The sequence below is a fragment of the Anaerolentibacter hominis genome, assembly GCF_032380675.1.
In the GTDB taxonomy this organism is placed as follows: Bacteria; Bacillota; Clostridia; order Lachnospirales; family Lachnospiraceae; genus Anaerolentibacter; species Anaerolentibacter hominis.
Genome location: NZ_JAWDIX010000002.1, coordinates 322,374 through 338,953, shown reverse-complemented (window position 1 = coordinate 338,953; position 16,580 = coordinate 322,374). Strand labels below are relative to the sequence as shown.

Genomic DNA, 16,580 nt, shown 5'->3' with positions numbered 1-16,580 from the left:
CTCCTCCTTAATAATTAAACTAATAGTTTAATTAATTGTAGCAGACCTTTTTCGTTTTAGCAAGGACTTCGGATAAAAACAAACTTTTAAGAACAATTTGTCAGGCTTTTCTTCTTCTCTCCAATGTGATCAAGCGCATATCACAGCCATAACGCCTAAATGTTACTATGCGTTGCTTGTAGCAACGGGCGGTACTGTATACAATAGTGGTAACAAACGAAAGAAAGAAGGTTATCTCTGATGCTAAACGAAAACATAAAAGAAATTAGAAAATCAAAAGGACTTTCGCAGCAAGAACTTGGCATCAAGCTGAATGTCGTGCGCCAAACAATCTCTAAATGGGAGCAGGGATTGTCAGTTCCCGATTCTGATATGTTAGTCTCCTTATCAGAGGTGCTTGAAACACCCGTAAGTACTTTGCTTGGAGAAACGGTCCCTGAACCGAAGGCTGATGACTTAAAAGCGATTTCCGAAAAATTGGAGGTTATAAACCTGCAGCTGGCACAAAGGAAGACCTCGAGACGAAAAACTCTTCATTGGCTTCTTATCTCATTGTGTGCGGTCATAGTAACCATTGCTGCGGTCTTAATTGTATTCAATAGTCCTTATTTAGGCTGGAACTATGGTGACCCTGAAACCGCCGTTGTGGGGGCAGTATTTCATGGGTTTGAATGGCTGTTTGTCAGATTTGCTCCAATTATCCTTATCGGGGCTATCGTTGGAATTTTCTTAACGCGTAAGAAAGGATAAAGAGAACTTTACGAAATAGCAGAAAAAATGCCGCTGAACATTTCAGCGGCATAACCGATTTTAACTTTATTTCGTTGGAAATCTATACCCATTTTCTTCCGGTTTCATCTCTCGTCTGTTTGAGTAGTTTAATAAATGATTTGTCCAGGTCAGTCAGCTTATAATTGCTGGGCTGGACCAGTACATCCTTATTTTTCTTAATAACATCCTTGCACTGGCGCTCCACCAGATCATGACGGTCCAGAATCTCCTGAGGCAGCGGAGACACCCACATATAGGTATCCGTCACATTCGTAAGAAAGTCAAACTGGCTTCCTCTCTCATAAACATAGATCTTTCTCTGACTGGCGCTCTCCTCTTCCTCCGCCTTCTTCACATAAGTAGGAGACAGATGCGGAACGGCCATGTCCCCGTGGACAACCTCCACATACGGTTTCAGATCCTCATAGGAAATCTCTCTGGTAAAGGCAAGCGGATGCTTTCTGGACATAATCAATACGTACTCCACTTCCCAGATCACTTCGTATTTCATGTCCTTATCATGAAGCAGAGACAAAAAATATGGCTCATAGACGTTCGGATACCGGATGATCGCCAGGTTATATTTATGCTCCAGTATATTGTTGATCGCCTCAATCGAGTTCGTCTCTTTATAATTGATAGACATCGGCTTTGTGTGGTCCAGACTGTTCACAAACCGGGTAAACGCATAGGTAATATAACTGGCCCGGGGAATAGAGATACTGAACGCCTGCTTATCCGTCTTGGGGTTCTTGTAGAACGCCTCCATCTCATCCACCTGCCGGAGGATCGTCTTGGCATAACTCAAAAACTCCGCGCCCTGGTCCGTCGTCTCCACACCCTTGGCCGTCCGGTTGAAAATCGTAATACCGATTTCCTCCTCCAGTTCCTTAATGGCCTTGCTCAGATTCGGCTGGCCCATAAAAAGATTGGCGGCCGCTTTAGAAATAGAGCCCGTCTTTTCCACTTCAATAATATACTTTAAATGCACTAAATTCATCTGCTGTACCCCATTAAACATGGTTCATTTATCCAATAACACAGTTAAAGTATAGCATAACCCACCCAAAAAGGAAATATACGTTTGCTACGAGCCGGGCATAGATAAAATAGAACGTCTGCAGGTGAGTTTACTCACTGCTGCAGACGTTCTATTTTAGATATATGCGGCGACAGCCGCGAGCGAGTAAATGCATCGCATTTGCGAGCTAGCCCGGCGTTATACTAAATCATCCCAAGGTGAACTCGCTCACTGCTGCAGACGTTCTATTTTAGATATATGCGGCGACAGCCGCGAGCGAGTAAATGCGCAGCATTTGCGAGCTTGCCCGGCGTTATACTAAATCATCCCAGGTGAACTCGCTCACTGCTGCAGACGTTCTATTTTAGATATAAGCGGCGACAGCCGCGAGCGAGTAAATGCGCAGCATTTGCGAGCTTGCCCGGCGACATCCTAAATCATCCCAGGTGACTCGCTCACTGCTGCAGACGTTCTATTTTAGATATATGCGGCGACAGCCGCGAGCGAGTAAATGCGCAGCATTTGCGAGCTTGCCCGGCGACATCCTAAATCATCCCAGGTGACTCGCTCACTGCTGCAGACGTTCTATTTTAGATATATGCGGCGACAGCCGCGAGCGAGTAAATGTATCGCATTTGCGTGCTAGCCCGGCGTCATATCCCTAAAACTCCCACTAGCTCTCTATTGTATTCGCCGTTCAAAGCTCTTAAACTAGATTCATAGCTTGCTTCTCCATTCGGACAAAAGTAAGCACTCAAAATCGGGGTTTTCCCCTTCCGATCCCGTATGATAGAAACACAGACAGGAGGTGCCAAAAATGGAGTGGACGGAATGTATCAGCACGGCAGTCAGCTATATTGAGGAACATATCACAGAGGATATCACGATTGAAGATATCGCAAAACAGGCGATGGTATCACCCTTCTATTTTCAGAAAGGGTTTGCCATGCTCTGCGGTTTCACGGTTGGTGAGTATATGAAAAAGCGCAGACTTACGCTTGCCGGCAGCGAGCTTATTTCCACCGACCGGAGGATTATTGATATTGCACTCACATACGGCTATGATTCACCCGACAGCTTCACAAAAGCATTTACCCGCTTTCACGGTGCAACTCCCACCTCTGTGCGAAAAGGCGAGGCAATGATAAAGTCCTTTGCATCGCTTAAAATCAAACTCATATTAGAAGGGGGCTATACGATGGATTACAAAATCGTTCAAAAAGATCAATTTACAGTCATCGGTATTTCAAAGAAATTAAAATATGATGAGGCGGAATCCACCATTCAGAACTTATGGGCGGAGTTTAACCAGACAGGACAAAACAGTCATATTTCCAGCATGTACGGCATTTCCATTGATGAAGATATGGAAGGCAATGAGTTCGAATATCTGATTGGGGATAATTACGACCCTGCCTTTGACATTCCTGCGGGCTTTATGACCAGGGTTATTCCTGCGCACACCTGGGCTGTCTTTGCCTGCAAAGGCGCCGCGTCCCGTTCACTCCAGGACACGCATGAGAAAATATTTTCAGAGTGGCTGCCCGGATGTAAGGATTATGAAATCGCGGCCGGTTATCATATAGAAATGTACAATGATCCGGCCGATTATGCAAAAGGCGTCGAGGATGAAGCTTATTATAGTGAAATCTGGATTCCCGTCCGTCAGAAATAAAACAGCAGAAAAAGGACTTCTGAAAAATCAAGCCTATAAAACAAACGGCGGCACGCTTCGCGAACCGCCTTATTGTAACCAGAGATAGCGCCGTTTAAAACGGCGCTGTCTCTGTATGATACCTCCGCCCATTCAGGACCGTTTCTTTCCCGCAAGCCGGAAAATAGCCAGTCCATAAAAGAGTACAGCAGTTCCCAGCAGGACAGCGATATGCACCGGCCAGGAAAGTGTATTAGCTCCAAATTCCAGCGTAACTCCCAGTTCCGCGGAGAATTCAGCGGCGATCTCCGGTGCTCCGGCAAAAGTAACCGGGATAATATCGGCCGTCATGATCTGCCGGAACAGAGCCGCCGCATGAGACAGCGGGAACAGCTTTATAACCCAGCCCACCGCTTCCGGCAGCGAGCCCACCGGGATATAGGAACCGGTAATAAAACCGATGAGTGTGCCCAGCACAATACTGGCATTTGAAAATGCTCCGCTCGTCTTAAAAAAGCTTACAAGGAAACAGGTCAGAGAGCTGGATGCCAGCACAGAGAGGACAATCACGCCTGAAATTTTAAGAATACCCAGGACCGGCAGTATTTTACCGCCGTCCGCCAGAATATAGATCTCTCCCACAAGGAAGGTCAGCAGAGACATAAAGATACCTACCGCCACAGAATTCAATACATAGCCGCCCACAATCTGGTACCGCTTCAGCGGGGACGCAGAAAAATCTTTTCTGGTTTTCTTCGTGATATCATCCACCATAATCCCCAGAGCTCCCAGGGTTGTAGTAATGGTTGATACACAGATAACTCCCGCGATCATCCAGCTGTCAGTCAAAAAACGGATCTGAGGCAGCTTCTCCATGTCGCCGCTTATAATGGTATTGCCGAGAAAGAGTACATAGAGGCTAATCATGATCAGCGCCCCCAGAAGTGAGAAAAATACCGCTCCTTTATCTCTGATATACAGTTTGAAATTACGCTTCGCCAGGTTAAACATGATCTCTCACCCCCATACCGGTTATATTTAAAAATACATCATCCATTGTGCCGTGTACCACCTCAAAACTTTCCAGATATGGTTCCGCCGTGTTAAGCAGGGGAAGGGCGTCCTTCGTCTTTTCCAGCGGTATTGTGATGATACTTTCATCCTCCTTAAAAGAATACCCCCTGTCTTCCAGGAGCGTTCTGATTTGATCCGGCTGGGAGGTCTTTATTTTCAGCGAATCTCTGCTGTATTTTTGTTTCAGTTCATAAGGTCTTCCTTTCGCCGCCACCTCCCCGCGGTCAATGATAATGATATAGTCCGCTGCTGCTGCTTCTTCCATATAATGTGTCGTCAGAAATACGGTCATTTTCGTTTCTCTCTGCAACTTCGCAATCATGGACCACACTGCCCTCCTGGTCTGGGGGTCCAGCCCTGTAGTGGGCTCATCCAGAAATAGAATTTTCGGAGTATTTAGAAGTGCTCTGGCAATGTCTGCCCGGCGTTTCTGCCCGCCGGAGAGCTTTCCATAGGGTCGGTCGGCAAATTCTGTTACCTCCGCGGCTTTCATCGCCTGCTCCACTGTCGCCGTCACCTCCCGGCGGGATTTCTTATAAAATCCGGCCCGCACAGTCAGATTTTCTCTGACCGTCAGCAGGCCATCCAGCACACCATCCTGAAATACCACGCCGATCTGATCCCTGATTGACCGGTCCTCTTTATTCAGAGTGTAGCCATTTATCTTAACCGTTCCCGCATCCGGTTCAAGCAGCGTACAGAGAATATCAATCGTCGTGGACTTTCCGGCTCCGTTCGGCCCCAGAAAGGCAAACAGTTTTCCTTCCTCCACATAAAAATCAATTCCTTTCACCGCTTCTACATTTCCATAACTTTTTTTCAGCCCTGAAACTTCCAAAATCTTGTTCATCACTCATATCCCCCTTTTCAACCTCAGTATATCCGGCTTTTTTCCCCATGAAAATAGAAATCCGGTATCTGGTCATATCGGGGCGGTAAGTGGTTAAATAGTGACATCAAAAGACAAAGAATTTTGAGTGAAAGCTGTAGTTTGACAAACCTGCAGGCAGGCATTAGAATTTAGAATAAAGAAACTCCTTACCGGCAGATTCGACGTATGCGGGAAGGCCAATCGGAAAGGGGAACACATATGTATCCGGTACTATCCATTTTTATTTCCATCCTTGGTTTGATCCTGTTTTGTCTGGCGGGCAGAATTGCAAAAAATAATCCTATCGCCAGAAACAGTATACGCGCAATTGGTATAATACTCATTGCCGCCGGCCTGATTCTGCTCTATTTACTTCTGTCCGATAAATTGGTTTTACCTCTGTCAAACTAACTGTCCATCTGAGATGATGAAACGGGCTTATCCCAAAAACAGCGGATAAACCCGTTTTTTTATCATGGAAGGAGATAAGACTCCCCCCTCTATAGGTAGTGAGTAAATAATAAATTCGTCTTGGCGGGAGCCCAGCCTCCTTCCAAGATAAAGCCTCCGGCGGATTACAGAGCCGCACAGATGTATTATGTCATGCAAAGCATGACATGCGGCCCGCAGCAAGTACGCCGAGGCGCACTTGAATTCATAGGAAAGATCTCCAAACTTTACTATGTAGTTAAAAAATCTGTTGACAAGTGTGTGCTACAGATGTAACATATAGTAAACCACGTGTTACAATTGTAATACATAAAAAGGGGAGTGTATTGCTATGAATTTGGCAGACAAAATATCAAATGCTGAACTGGAAGTAATGAAAATTCTTTGGAGAGTAAAACAACCGGTTTCCTTTACGAATCTGCGCCTTGAACTTCAAAGCACAAAAAATTGGGGTAAATCTACCATTAACACCTTAGTACGCAGACTTGCAGAAAAAGGTGTTATTACTTCAGAAAAGCGGGAGGTAATGTATTATAGCCCCAACATAACCGAAGCAGAATATATTGAAACAGAAACCCAGGGACTGATTGACAAACTCTATGGCGGTAATGCTAAAAACTTTATTGCAGCTTTATGTCATGGCAGTAAACTGAGCGAAAATGATATTGATGAACTGCGGGAATATTTTAATAAGGAGGAGATTAGGTGACCGATGTATTCAATCTCCTGCTCTCCCTCTCCCTTTCAGGAAGTGCTGCAGGGTTAACGCTGCTTATTATTCGTACCTTAGCAAAAAACAAAATTACAAAGTCGTGGCAGTATTATATGTGGCTGGTTGTCTTATTCCGATACAGCCTGCCCTTTGCTTTGAAACTGAATCTTATTGATGATTTGTTTCAAAAACCGGGGACATTTACACCAGACTTTAACATTCATTTATTGTTCAGGACGAATCTGGGTATTGATGTTGGCTTATCGAAAAACCTTTGGATTGTATGGTTGCTTGGATTGGCTGTGATTGTATCAAAGAAAGCGATTCAATTGATTCGCTTCAACAGAGCCATTCGAAAAACTTCGGAGCTGATTACAGATACTAAAATACTCAATATTTTTAACGAGTGTTTGTCTGAAATGAAGATCAAACGAAAGGTAGCGGTCTATCAAAGCAGAATCGTAACTACCCCCATGCTGACAGGGTTGCTTTCCCCCGTGCTCTATCTTCCAACGGCACCTTTAGATGAAAAACAACTTCGATATGTATTTTTCCATGAGCTCATACACTACAGGCGTAAAGATTTATGGTACAAGTGGTTTCTACAATTATTGCTTTGTATTCATTGGTTTAATCCGTTTTTTTATGTAATTGCACATACAATAAACCGCGACTGTGAATTATCCTGCGACGAAGCAGTCATTCGTAAGCTTGGCCCATATGAAAAAAGGGAATATGGGGAAACTATAATAGAAATTGCTGATTTAAGCCGAAACGCCGGAAGAATACTGGCGGTATCCATGTGTGATGAAAAGGAAATAATGAAGGAGCGGCTTGGGGCCATTTTGCACTATAAAAAACAGAACAAGTTGATGATTTTCTTATCCGTATCCCTGCTAATAGCTGTATTTGGAATTTCTGCTGTTATGGGATTTCTGGTCATAAACTGATGGGAGCATAGTATGAAAAAGATGTTCAAGTCCTTTACGTTTTACTTTTTAATTGCAAGCGTGATAATAATAATTACTCATATAAGAGGAGGAGATTCACACGGAATCGTTCTCTTTCACCTAAACCCCATACTAAAACCCATTTTATCTACCGATTTTGCCGATACGCTTAATTCAGGATTCAAAGTTGCTAATGGAAGCATCCAGGGGGCAACTTCGGTATATTGGTACATCGCTCATTTTATAAGTTTTGCATTGATGGGCGCCGCTCTTGATCTCATCAAAAATCTGGTAAAACGAAGTTCAAAAAGAAAAAGCGCGTCGTAAATGAAATGCGGCTTCCAGACATCATTACAGACGAATGAACAATCCTCCGGAACAACAAAAAATGTTGTCCCGGAGGATTGTTTTTTAATGCGTATCCTATCCACTTCCTCTTAATCCGCGGAATCCTGGCCTTTTCCGTTTCTTTCCTTTTTCCGGTTCCTCAGCTTCTCATTAATCGCCGCGGCCTCTTTCTTTTCATTCAACAGTGTACAGCCCCATACAGTCATATAGACGGCGAAGATAACGATAACAAACACAATCGCCTGCGTCGTACTGCCCTCGTCAATCCAGTCCCAGCGGTAAGCGCAAAACATCACCAGAGCCTCTATGATGAGCCAATGCACAATCGTTCGCGCCAGCATCTGCTTCTTGCTCACTTCCCGTTTGTACGACCAAAACAAAAAGGTCGGGATGGAACACATCAGGGCCAGCAGAGGGATCGCCGACAATTCTGCTACACTGAAAGCCGCCTCCGGATGAAAGAGCAGGCAGATCAGGATCATGGAAATTAAAATTCCTGTATTTATAATAAAGAACCCATTGATCACTCTTTTGAGTATATCATGAAACACCATTTTCTCTTCCTCCTACAAGCCCAGTCTTTTCTTTAATTCCGGCACATACTGCCTGGAGATCATCACCTTTTCTCCGTTGTCTAATACCGCCTCAAACCGTCCCGTAAACGCCGGGCGGACAAAGTCAATCCGTTCCAGATTCAAAAGCACTGATTTGGATGCCCGGAAGAAACTTCCCTCTCCCAGTCTTTCTTCCAGTTCATAGAGCTTCTGCCTGGACTCATAGACCGATTTTCGGCAATAGAGAAAAATCTTATTATCCACTGCCTCAAAGTAATAGATAGAATCCGGGCGAATACGCCGGATTTTATCCTCCTCATATCCCACAATCAGATCATTCCGGTTTTTCACTTTGCGCACCAGCGCCAGAAGGCTGTCGTCCAGTTCATGACACCGGATCACAACCTGTTCTTCCTCCGCCTCCGGAATTTCCTCAATTATAATTTTCACTGCTGCCTCCTGAACATCTCAACCATCTGTTTTCTGTTTCTTATGTAAGTTTATCACAGCACTCATGACAAGTCGAACACTTTACTCAATATGAATGAGACGGCGGCAGGTTAATTATTAGGATTCTCTTAACCTGGTTGACTTGTGCACTCTAATGGGTTAGACTGCTTATATACTCTAACAGATTAGAGGGAGGAGAAGTGAAGTATGGAGATACCGAAAGTTTTCGAAAGTGAATATCGTTTCTGTCTGATTATGTGGGATCATGAGCCGATCGGGAGCGGCGAGCTGGTGAAACTGTGCAGGGAACAGCTCGGCTGGAAACCCACCACAACCTATACCGTCATTAAGCGTCTGTCAGAGCGGGGTGTTCTGAAAAATGAGAACTCCATCGTATCTTCGCTGGTCACGAAGGATGAAGTTCAGGCCGCTGAGATCGACGAGCTGATGGAGAAGAAATTTGAAGGTTCCTTTCCGGCCTTTCTTGCCGCATTTACCAAACGCAGGCAGATTTCTGAGGAAGAATTAAACGAGGTACAGAATATGATCAATGCATACCGAAAGGGGGAGAGCAATGAATGAGCTATTTATAAAATTTGTAAATATGAGTGTTTCTGCAAGCTGGCTTATCCTTGCTGTGCTTGTCTTAAGAATACTCCTTAAAAAGGCGCCGAAATGGCTGAATCCTCTGTTGTGGGGTATTGTGGGCATCCGGCTGATACTGCCTTTTTCGATTCAGAGTGCGCTGAGTCTGATCCCCAGTGCGGAGACGATCAGTCCGGACATTATGTATGCCCAGGAACCGGCGGTTCACACCGGTATCCCGGCACTGAACCGCATACTGAATCCTGCTATTACAAATTCTTTTGCCCCGGAGGCCGCTGCCAGCGCCAACCCTCTGCAGATCTGGACCGCGCTGGCTTCCGCCCTCTGGATTCTGGGCATAGCCGTCATGCTGCTCTACACAGGCATCAGCTATCTGCGTCTTGTCAGGCGCATGAAGACCGCCGTGCTGCTTCGGGATAATATTTACCAGAGTGAATACGCGTTGTCCCCCTTTGTGCTGGGAATTTTGCGTCCGCGCATTTATATGCCCTTTCAGATGCCGCAGAAGGATGCCGCACATGTAATCGCCCACGAACAGGCGCATATAAGGCGTCATGACCACTGGATAAAGCCGCTTGGATTTCTGCTGCTCTCCCTCCACTGGTTCAATCCCCTTCTGTGGGCCGCCTATATTCTGTTCTGCCGGGATATCGAACTTGCCTGTGACGAACGTGTCATTAAAGATCTGGGGACACAGCAGCGGGCAGACTATTCCCAGGCCCTGCTCTCCTTAAGCGTGCCGGGAAAGATCATTGCCGCCTGTCCCCTCGCCTTTGGTGAAGTCGGTGTGAAAAAACGGGTGAAGAATGTGCTGCACTATAAGAAACCGTCATTCTGGCTTATCATCCTTGCCGTCGCCGCGTGCATTACGGTCACCGTATGTTTCCTCACCAATCCGAAGGATAAAATATCCAATACCCCTGATCCTTCCGGCAATATGTATCAGGTTGAAGCGATTCTCTACGCCGACCCTGTCTACAGCTTTGCCTATACCCCGGAGACCGCTCCCCTCTATTTGCTGAAGGATGATTTTCAGCTTCTGGTACGAGAAAATGACGGCTCCGATACCTGGATACAGGCAGGAACCTTCACAGAGGAAACTCTTACCGCCTCCTCCTTTGACCGCTATTTTGTGAATTATGGAGAGTATTCCGGCTGGTCCGACGATACGCTGAATCCGGAGAGCATCAGAAAGAGCTGTTCTAAGGCCTGGCGTCTGGACACGGGAGATACCGATATTCCGGTCTTCTATCTCCTGCTCAGGTTGGATAACGGCGCTCTCTATCTGACTTATGGGTACGATGACAGTTCTAATCCTGCATCAGAGGCCGGCAATTCCCGGGTCCGCTGGGTGTTTGAGCTGGCCCCAGCCACTTCCGATGCTGCAAAGGAGGATCTTCCCCAGTCCTCCGAGGTTGTACCGGAAGAGTCGGCTGAAACAGTGATAAAAAGTCTGCTTGAGACGATTTGTGCCGATCCGTCTCCGGACTCCCGCCCCCAGAGCTACGTTGACGCACATCCGGAGGAATACCAGGCGCTGATCGGCAACGGAGCGGATACCCTGCGTTACTGCTTCGGGCTTTTTGACCAGGGCGGACAGACTGGACTGGAAAGCCATATCATGGCCAGAGCCTGTGAAGATATCTTAGAATGTAAAGGGAAAATCCCGGTGGATGCAGAAAACGCCTCCACCGGCCAGGAGTGGTACGATACTCTATATGCCCACGGCAGCAACCTGGTTGATCCCTATCTTGGAGAAGGGGTTGCGGATTCCTATTGACTCTGTCCGCTGATTCCGCCTGCTGCCCATTTGTTTATCATGGAAGTAGATAAGACTCCCACCTCAATAGGTACAGTAAATTAAATTAAGCCCCAGATGTCCGCCCATGATACGGGCGGACATCTGGGGCTTATCACTTTGTCCTGCTTAGTTAATAATACCATCCAGAAGTTCTTCTGCCCTTTCAGTAATAATCAATCTATAATTCATACTTTTCTCTCATGGATTCCAGTGAATCTCTCGCGTCCTTTATCCTTCCCTCTCTTATTTGTGTTTCTGATATAGTCAGCTCCCTGTATAAATTCAGTTGCTTCATTGTATCTTCATAAATATCACAGGGAAATTCTATCATAATTATCATTTAACCTCTTCACTCAACAAAAAGTCTGTCAAATGCACAATCTTAACACCATTCACATTACCCGCGGCAAGCTCGTCAAGCGTAACCACATACTTAGGATAGTGATCCCTGATTTGAAGCAGATTGGCAACCTCACGGTCGGATTCTTCCGGCAGATTACGGCAAACCTGAACATAAATGCGTTCATCCCGCCGTATCGCCACAAAATCTATTTCCTTTGTTTCATTCTTCCCGACATAAACTCCATAGCCTTTTCTTCGAAGTTCAAAATACACGATATTTTCAAGCATAGCAGCAACAGGCCCCGTATTTCATCGTTCTGCTCCGGCAGACTTATCTGAAGCTGAAATTTACCTGGGTAAACTTTGGCTTACACACAGCGCCCCAAACCCCGTTCTGGGATTGGGATAAATAGCGTCAAAGGGCAGTTTTTTAGCTCCGCGCAGTAAATAGGCCCGTATTTTCTCCCCATATAAAAAAGGATCATTTCCCTGCACAACGCCCCATTGAAGCATCAGCGCCGCGCTTCCAGTCACAAAGGGAGTCGCCATCGAAGTACCGCTTTTTGTGGTATACCCTCCACCGGGGGAGGCGGAAAGAATATTAACACCCGGAGCAACCAGATCCGGTTTTTTATACTGATTATCTCTGGTAAAGCCCCTCCCTGAAAAATAAGCCAGCTGCTCTGTTCCATCATCATAGGCTCCCACCGAGACGGCCAGCTCTGCCGTAGATGGGATCGTCAGTGTAATATTAGGGTCCGGGCGCAGGAAACGGGTGTCCAGGTTTAAACCTCCGGCCGGGAGCCACATATCAAAATTCCCTTCCACGATGCGGACAGGCTGAAAATAAAACTTCCAGATGCCCGTTCCCACATAGTCGGAAACCCCAAGGAATTCCAGATAAATTTCCTGCAGCGCGCTGTAGGGGGTAGGTGTGCCTACATAGATTAAAAGCTCTGTTTCTTCCACTCTCCGTCTGAACGCGCCGCTGCCCTGGCTGGTAATGGGAATTCGCACCCCTCCCGGAGATTCCAGGGTAACCTCAAATTCATCGTAATAATTTTTCCACAGCTGCACATTCAGTGAGCCCTCATAGGGTCCGATTGCCAGTTCAGACGTAATCAATGAGTCCTCCAGTCTGTTATGGTAATGACTTCCATTGCCTCCCTCATTCCCGGTCCCTATCACAATCGAATTTTTCCAGATGCCGGCCGCGTTGTTGATATATCGTTCCAGCAGCGAATCGCCGCTGTGGGACCCATAACTGTTTCCGAAGCTTAAATTCAGAGCAATCGGCATCTCCAGTTCCAGCGCCTTGCGTAATGAATAGTCCACCGCCTGCATCAGTTCCGTAGTCCGCGGGAAGGAATCCGGCATGGGTGTACCCAGCTTTACTACAATCATGCTGCTTTCATAGGCGACTCCCTGGTTTCTTCCGCTGCTGGCCCTGCCGTTTCCGCAGGCTATACCCGCCACATGGGTTCCGTGTCCGGATAAGTCCCGGCTGCCTACTACAGAATACGGATTGGCTGTCTCAAGCGCCCGGTTTATTTCTTCCGCCGGATATTCTGTCCCTATCACATAACCCTCCGGGGGAGAACCGGCGGAGACAGTCTGATCCCAGAGAAATAAAATTCTGGTGCTTCCGTCTTCCCTTCTGAAATCCGGATGGGTATAGTCTACCCCCGAGTCGATAATAGACACAATGACTCCCTCACCGCTTAAATTCATGGGGTCCCGTTTCACCGGCTGAATACAGGAGGCCGCAATTCCTTCCCGCACCGCGAAGGCCAGCCTTTTCGGAGGCTCGATATATTCAATTTCCGGAAGGGATATCAGCCAGGGGATCTGATCTGCCCGGAGAGTCAGAATTGCGTATCCCCCAAATAATGTAACCACCGTAATATTTTCTTCCGCTAAAAATGAAATGTCCCCGTGATATTTTGCGATCAGTTCCCAGGTCCTGGTCTGGGGGTTATAACCCGCGTCCAGCTCCTGTGACCGGCTTCTTTCCTCCTCCGTAAGCCCCAGTGCCAGGTTCAGCTGCGCATCTGTCTTTTCACTTATCATTCAACCGTCCGCCTTTGCTCCTTTGTATACAATATATGAGCCAGCATTTTCCGATAACCGTTCTCTTTCCGATACTTTATTTCCACTTGGTTTTTTCATACAGCTGTAGTAAACTTAACATAGCGTCAAGGTTCAAAAGGACACGTACGATTTATCCGGAGGAGGTCTTCTACATGGTCAATTACTTTAAAAAATCCAGATGGTTCTATTACGGTTTATCCATCCTCTGGATTCTGTTTCTGCTGCTTCTGGCAATAAAGGTTTCCCGCAGTCCTCTCCTGTCCGGGCCTTCTGTCTACGTCGGTTTTCTGCTCCTGGCCCTTATCGGTATTGTGATCTTCGCGGCATTTGCCAATAAAATCGCTTCCGGTGAAATGAATCAGCTGATCGGAATTCTTTATCAGGATTGTGATCCTGTTCAATTTGTGCAGGAATTTGCGCCGGTTGCCGCCGGACACTCCCGCTTGAACCGGTTTCTGGAAGTGAACATCCAGTCGATCTATGCTGTCGGCCTGCTCATGGGCGGCTGGTTTGATAAGGCTGCGGGGATCGGCGTTCTGCTCGAGACTTATATAGGAAAGCTGAAAAAACCGGAGCAGAATGCTTATCTGTATCTGTACCTCAACTGGATTTTCTGGGAAATAGGCGAGAGGGATAAGGCCCTTCGTTATCTGAATCAGGCAAAGGAACATCTTTCCAGGGTAAATCCCTCCTCCCGGCTTTATCAGGGTGAACTCCAGTCCATCGCTATGCGGGAATGTTCTGTCTGGGTAGACCAGGGAGAATATAACAGAGCCCTTGATTTTCTGGCGCAGCATGCAGGCCAGAACCTTCGTCCGGCTCAGCTTGTATACGTCATGTACCGCAGGGCAGAGATTTACCATCTGACCGGTAACCGGGAAAAAGAGCTGGAGTGCCTGCATTATATAATAGACCACGGCAACCGCCTCTATGTGGTACAGGTGGCTTTGAGACTGCTGGAGCAGGAACAGAACTGATTACTATACAGCGATGAATTTGCTGCACAAAGGAGGAACACCGGATCGCAATATCCGGTGTTCCTTTTCATTACAATACGACGGTTCGCTGCTGCCCTCCCGATAGCTGGGGCGGAAATTTGTTACTTCAATTTCTCTATTCTGTCAAGACCATCAGGACTGTTTATAAATAGAAAAGCAATTCCGCCCATTTTCCTTGGCCTCATAGAGAGCCACATCCGCTTTTCGGTACAGCTGTCCAAATGTTGTGCCGTCCTGGGGTGATATAGCCAACCCCAGACTGCAGGTCAGACAGATTCCTTCTTCCTTGTATTCTCTTGTAAGCGCTCTGCACAATCCTTCCATACGGCTGCTGATATCAGCCTGTTCCCCGATGGAGGCGAGGAAAATAACTATCTCATCCCCTCCCAGCCGTCCGCAGAGATCGCCGTCCCGCAGAAGTTTACGGATCGAATCGGCCATCTCCCTGAGCGCCTGATCTCCGAATTGATGCCCCATTCGGTCATTGAGCTGTTTAAAATGATCGATATCCAGCATAATCAGCGCATGACGAGTCAAATAGGAATCTTCCTCCAGTATCTTCGTAATTTTCTCTATCAGGGCTCCCCTGTTATAAAGCCCCGTCAGCGCATCCCGTTCAACCCGCTCCTTCATCCGAAGCTCTTCTTGTTTTTTCGCATCAATATCCTGAACGATAATAAATGCTTTCACATGCTCCGTATAAGGATCAGAGATCATATGAAGTGTCGTCTCAGCCCAGTATATATTCCCGTCCGCGCTCTTTCTCCGATGTTCCAGCATCACCTCCTGCTGCCCCTCATAAAATTTGACCAGCAGTTTTTCCCGGTCGAAGGTGCGCAGATAAAGCTTTCTGTCTTTTTCATAGATCCAGTGTTCGGCCATATACCGGCAGGCCTGTGTAAAGCTCAGCCTCTCGGTATCGGGCAGCAGCCTGTTCCGCCCGTCTTCCACTCCGTCAAACACATTCAGGGTAAGATTATATTCAAAGTAACTCACGCTGTTTTTCCGCTTCCTGCAGTAGATCTGGCTCCACCTTTCAAAAGCGATTTCTTTTTCTCTGTGTTCTGTAATATCCTCGCAGATAAACAGCCCCTTTTCCGGCCGTCCGTCTGGGTGGTACACCAAGGTAAATTCCCCGCTGTACCAACGAAATGTATCATCCTTGCTTTTCAGCTTCACCACCGCACTGCCGTTTGGCTCTCCCCGTCGCATGGCTTCAAAAAACTCTATGTAATCCTGCTCACTCTCTTTTGCCACAAGGCCGGACTGAACCGCGCCATAGGGAACCTCCTCGATCCGCCGCCCGATGGCCGGACTTCCGAACTTCGATTCAAGAATCGTCTGTGTCGCTATATCATAGGTATTCAGGCTCTTCCCGGTCAGGCGAAACGCAATTTTGTTCTCCCTCTCACTAGATGTTAGCTGCTCCTCTCTGTGCTTTCGGCCAGTGATATCCATGAGAACACAGGTAAAATAGCCATAGCTGTTTGTCGGCCGGCTGCAGCAGGCCTGAAACCAGATTATACTGCCTGTTCCCGCCTTGGATGCAAATTCCAGTTCATACAGGTTATCTCCATTGCTCAGCCACCCCAGAAGAGACTGTGCTGCCTCCGGTGAGGCATCTTCACAGATCAATTGATAAAAATTATGAACCGTTCCCTGGTTTGAATAGTGTTCGGCAAAATACCGGTTGGAGGATATGACAGCAAGTGAATCATCCGCAGCCACCCGGCAGATACCGCAGCAGGCTTCCTCCGCCATATCTCCAGACGGTACTGCAGCCTTCTGGTATATTTTTTCTGTTTGCTCCTCATTCATTACAACGCCCCCTGCCTGTACCGGAATTTCCCCAACAAAAACAAATGCCGGCACGCTCAGCGGGCCAGC

General features: G+C 46.9%; 18 protein-coding genes. 9 read left to right on the top strand and 9 right to left on the bottom strand.

Features of this window, described 5'->3' with window-relative positions; translation table 11 throughout:
• The first annotated feature begins 240 nt into the window (after positions 1-240).
• Positions 241-750, top strand: a complete 510-nt coding sequence (locus tag ABCW47_RS10755) for a helix-turn-helix domain-containing protein (RefSeq protein ID WP_343209920.1) — start codon at positions 241-243, stop codon at positions 748-750.
• An 82-nt stretch (positions 751-832) separates the two neighbouring features.
• On the opposite strand, the gene ABCW47_RS10750 is transcribed toward ABCW47_RS10755, so the two are convergent.
• A complete protein-coding gene (locus tag ABCW47_RS10750; RefSeq protein WP_343209919.1) occupies positions 833-1,771 on the bottom strand; it encodes a LysR family transcriptional regulator in 939 nt (312 codons plus the stop codon).
• 838 nt (positions 1,772-2,609) lie between these two features.
• Between ABCW47_RS10750 and ABCW47_RS10745 the strand changes: the two genes are divergently transcribed.
• The gene (locus ABCW47_RS10745) at positions 2,610-3,467 is read left to right on the top strand and encodes a GyrI-like domain-containing protein (protein WP_343209918.1); all 858 of its coding nucleotides are present in this window, start codon (positions 2,610-2,612) and stop codon (positions 3,465-3,467) included.
• A gap of 132 nt (positions 3,468-3,599) precedes the next feature.
• On the opposite strand, the gene ABCW47_RS10740 is transcribed toward ABCW47_RS10745, so the two are convergent.
• Complete coding sequence (locus ABCW47_RS10740) at positions 3,600-4,457, bottom strand: ABC transporter permease (RefSeq protein ID WP_343209917.1); 858 nt, start codon at positions 4,455-4,457, stop codon at positions 3,600-3,602.
• The gene (locus ABCW47_RS10735; RefSeq protein ID WP_343209916.1) at positions 4,450-5,370 is read right to left on the bottom strand and encodes an ABC transporter ATP-binding protein; all 921 of its coding nucleotides are present in this window, start codon (positions 5,368-5,370) and stop codon (positions 4,450-4,452) included. The genes ABCW47_RS10740 and ABCW47_RS10735 overlap by 8 nt, the downstream gene beginning before the upstream one ends.
• A 240-nt stretch (positions 5,371-5,610) precedes the next feature.
• Here ABCW47_RS10735 and ABCW47_RS10730 point away from each other — a divergent pair, with 240 nt between their 5' ends.
• The 4 genes from ABCW47_RS10730 to ABCW47_RS10715 all read left to right on the top strand — a co-directional run bounded on the left by ABCW47_RS10730 (position 5,611) and on the right by ABCW47_RS10715 (position 7,830).
• Positions 5,611-5,802: a hypothetical protein gene (locus ABCW47_RS10730; protein ID WP_343209915.1), complete on the top strand. Its 192-nt coding sequence runs from the start codon at positions 5,611-5,613 to the stop codon at positions 5,800-5,802.
• 370 nt (positions 5,803-6,172) lie between these two features.
• A complete protein-coding gene (locus ABCW47_RS10725; RefSeq protein ID WP_343209914.1) occupies positions 6,173-6,550 on the top strand; it encodes a BlaI/MecI/CopY family transcriptional regulator in 378 nt (125 codons plus the stop codon).
• Positions 6,547-7,503 (top strand): M56 family metallopeptidase, encoded by a 957-nt coding sequence (locus ABCW47_RS10720; protein WP_343209913.1) that lies wholly within the window; start codon positions 6,547-6,549, stop codon positions 7,501-7,503. The genes ABCW47_RS10725 and ABCW47_RS10720 overlap by 4 nt, the downstream gene beginning before the upstream one ends.
• A 12-nt stretch (positions 7,504-7,515) precedes the next feature.
• Complete coding sequence (locus tag ABCW47_RS10715) at positions 7,516-7,830, top strand: hypothetical protein (RefSeq protein ID WP_343209912.1); 315 nt, start codon at positions 7,516-7,518, stop codon at positions 7,828-7,830.
• A 110-nt stretch (positions 7,831-7,940) separates the two neighbouring features.
• On the opposite strand, the gene ABCW47_RS10710 is transcribed toward ABCW47_RS10715, so the two are convergent.
• Positions 7,941-8,405 (bottom strand): DUF3021 domain-containing protein, encoded by a 465-nt coding sequence (locus ABCW47_RS10710; protein WP_343209911.1) that lies wholly within the window; start codon positions 8,403-8,405, stop codon positions 7,941-7,943.
• Between the two features lie 12 nt (positions 8,406-8,417).
• Positions 8,418-8,855, bottom strand: a complete 438-nt coding sequence (locus ABCW47_RS10705; protein ID WP_343209910.1) for a LytTR family DNA-binding domain-containing protein — start codon at positions 8,853-8,855, stop codon at positions 8,418-8,420.
• A 207-nt stretch (positions 8,856-9,062) separates the two neighbouring features.
• Here ABCW47_RS10705 and ABCW47_RS10700 point away from each other — a divergent pair, with 207 nt between their 5' ends.
• Together ABCW47_RS10700 and ABCW47_RS10695 are read left to right on the top strand one after the other, a co-directional pair.
• The gene (locus tag ABCW47_RS10700; protein ID WP_343209909.1) at positions 9,063-9,437 is read left to right on the top strand and encodes a BlaI/MecI/CopY family transcriptional regulator; all 375 of its coding nucleotides are present in this window, start codon (positions 9,063-9,065) and stop codon (positions 9,435-9,437) included.
• A complete protein-coding gene (locus ABCW47_RS10695; RefSeq protein ID WP_343209908.1) occupies positions 9,430-11,241 on the top strand; it encodes a M56 family metallopeptidase in 1,812 nt (603 codons plus the stop codon). The genes ABCW47_RS10700 and ABCW47_RS10695 overlap by 8 nt, the downstream gene beginning before the upstream one ends.
• Before the next feature lie 199 nt (positions 11,242-11,440).
• Here the strand turns inward: ABCW47_RS10695 and ABCW47_RS10690 are convergent, their stop codons facing one another.
• From ABCW47_RS10690 to ABCW47_RS10680, 3 genes are read right to left on the bottom strand one after another with little or no spacing between them, the layout of a single operon-like run.
• Positions 11,441-11,602 (bottom strand): hypothetical protein, encoded by a 162-nt coding sequence (locus ABCW47_RS10690; RefSeq protein ID WP_343209907.1) that lies wholly within the window; start codon positions 11,600-11,602, stop codon positions 11,441-11,443.
• The gene (locus ABCW47_RS10685) at positions 11,599-11,892 is read right to left on the bottom strand and encodes an ATP-binding protein (protein WP_343209906.1); all 294 of its coding nucleotides are present in this window, start codon (positions 11,890-11,892) and stop codon (positions 11,599-11,601) included. The genes ABCW47_RS10690 and ABCW47_RS10685 overlap by 4 nt, the downstream gene beginning before the upstream one ends.
• Positions 11,893-11,952: 60 nt before the next feature.
• Complete coding sequence (locus ABCW47_RS10680) at positions 11,953-13,674, bottom strand: S8 family peptidase (RefSeq protein WP_343209905.1); 1,722 nt, start codon at positions 13,672-13,674, stop codon at positions 11,953-11,955.
• A 173-nt stretch (positions 13,675-13,847) separates the two neighbouring features.
• Between ABCW47_RS10680 and ABCW47_RS10675 the strand changes: the two genes are divergently transcribed.
• Complete coding sequence (locus ABCW47_RS10675; RefSeq protein WP_343209904.1) at positions 13,848-14,672, top strand: tetratricopeptide repeat protein; 825 nt, start codon at positions 13,848-13,850, stop codon at positions 14,670-14,672.
• A gap of 153 nt (positions 14,673-14,825) precedes the next feature.
• On the opposite strand, the gene ABCW47_RS10670 is transcribed toward ABCW47_RS10675, so the two are convergent.
• On the bottom strand, positions 14,826-16,511 hold the full coding sequence (locus ABCW47_RS10670) for a sensor domain-containing diguanylate cyclase (RefSeq protein ID WP_343209903.1): 1,686 nt from the start codon (positions 16,509-16,511) through the stop codon (positions 14,826-14,828).
• Positions 16,512-16,580: the final 69 nt, after the last annotated feature.

Excerpts from the sequence above, each read along its gene's own strand:
- ABCW47_RS10755 (WP_343209920.1), top strand. The coding sequence starts at position 241 with ATGCTAAACGAAAACATAAAAGAAATTAGAAAATCAAAAGGACTTTCG.
- ABCW47_RS10750 (WP_343209919.1), bottom strand. The coding sequence starts at position 1,771 with ATGAATTTAGTGCATTTAAAGTATATTATTGAAGTGGAAAAGACGGGC.
- ABCW47_RS10745 (WP_343209918.1), top strand. The coding sequence starts at position 2,610 with ATGGAGTGGACGGAATGTATCAGCACGGCAGTCAGCTATATTGAGGAA.
- ABCW47_RS10740 (WP_343209917.1), bottom strand. The coding sequence starts at position 4,457 with ATGTTTAACCTGGCGAAGCGTAATTTCAAACTGTATATCAGAGATAAA.
- ABCW47_RS10735 (WP_343209916.1), bottom strand. The coding sequence starts at position 5,370 with ATGAACAAGATTTTGGAAGTTTCAGGGCTGAAAAAAAGTTATGGAAAT.
- ABCW47_RS10730 (WP_343209915.1), top strand. The coding sequence starts at position 5,611 with ATGTATCCGGTACTATCCATTTTTATTTCCATCCTTGGTTTGATCCTG.
- ABCW47_RS10725 (WP_343209914.1), top strand. The coding sequence starts at position 6,173 with ATGAATTTGGCAGACAAAATATCAAATGCTGAACTGGAAGTAATGAAA.
- ABCW47_RS10715 (WP_343209912.1), top strand. The coding sequence starts at position 7,516 with ATGAAAAAGATGTTCAAGTCCTTTACGTTTTACTTTTTAATTGCAAGC.
- ABCW47_RS10710 (WP_343209911.1), bottom strand. The coding sequence starts at position 8,405 with ATGGTGTTTCATGATATACTCAAAAGAGTGATCAATGGGTTCTTTATT.
- ABCW47_RS10700 (WP_343209909.1), top strand. The coding sequence starts at position 9,063 with ATGGAGATACCGAAAGTTTTCGAAAGTGAATATCGTTTCTGTCTGATT.
- ABCW47_RS10695 (WP_343209908.1), top strand. The coding sequence starts at position 9,430 with ATGAATGAGCTATTTATAAAATTTGTAAATATGAGTGTTTCTGCAAGC.
- ABCW47_RS10690 (WP_343209907.1), bottom strand. The coding sequence starts at position 11,602 with ATGATAATTATGATAGAATTTCCCTGTGATATTTATGAAGATACAATG.
- ABCW47_RS10685 (WP_343209906.1), bottom strand. The coding sequence starts at position 11,892 with ATGCTTGAAAATATCGTGTATTTTGAACTTCGAAGAAAAGGCTATGGA.
- ABCW47_RS10680 (WP_343209905.1), bottom strand. The coding sequence starts at position 13,674 with ATGATAAGTGAAAAGACAGATGCGCAGCTGAACCTGGCACTGGGGCTT.
- ABCW47_RS10675 (WP_343209904.1), top strand. The coding sequence starts at position 13,848 with ATGGTCAATTACTTTAAAAAATCCAGATGGTTCTATTACGGTTTATCC.
- ABCW47_RS10670 (WP_343209903.1), bottom strand. The coding sequence starts at position 16,511 with ATGAATGAGGAGCAAACAGAAAAAATATACCAGAAGGCTGCAGTACCG.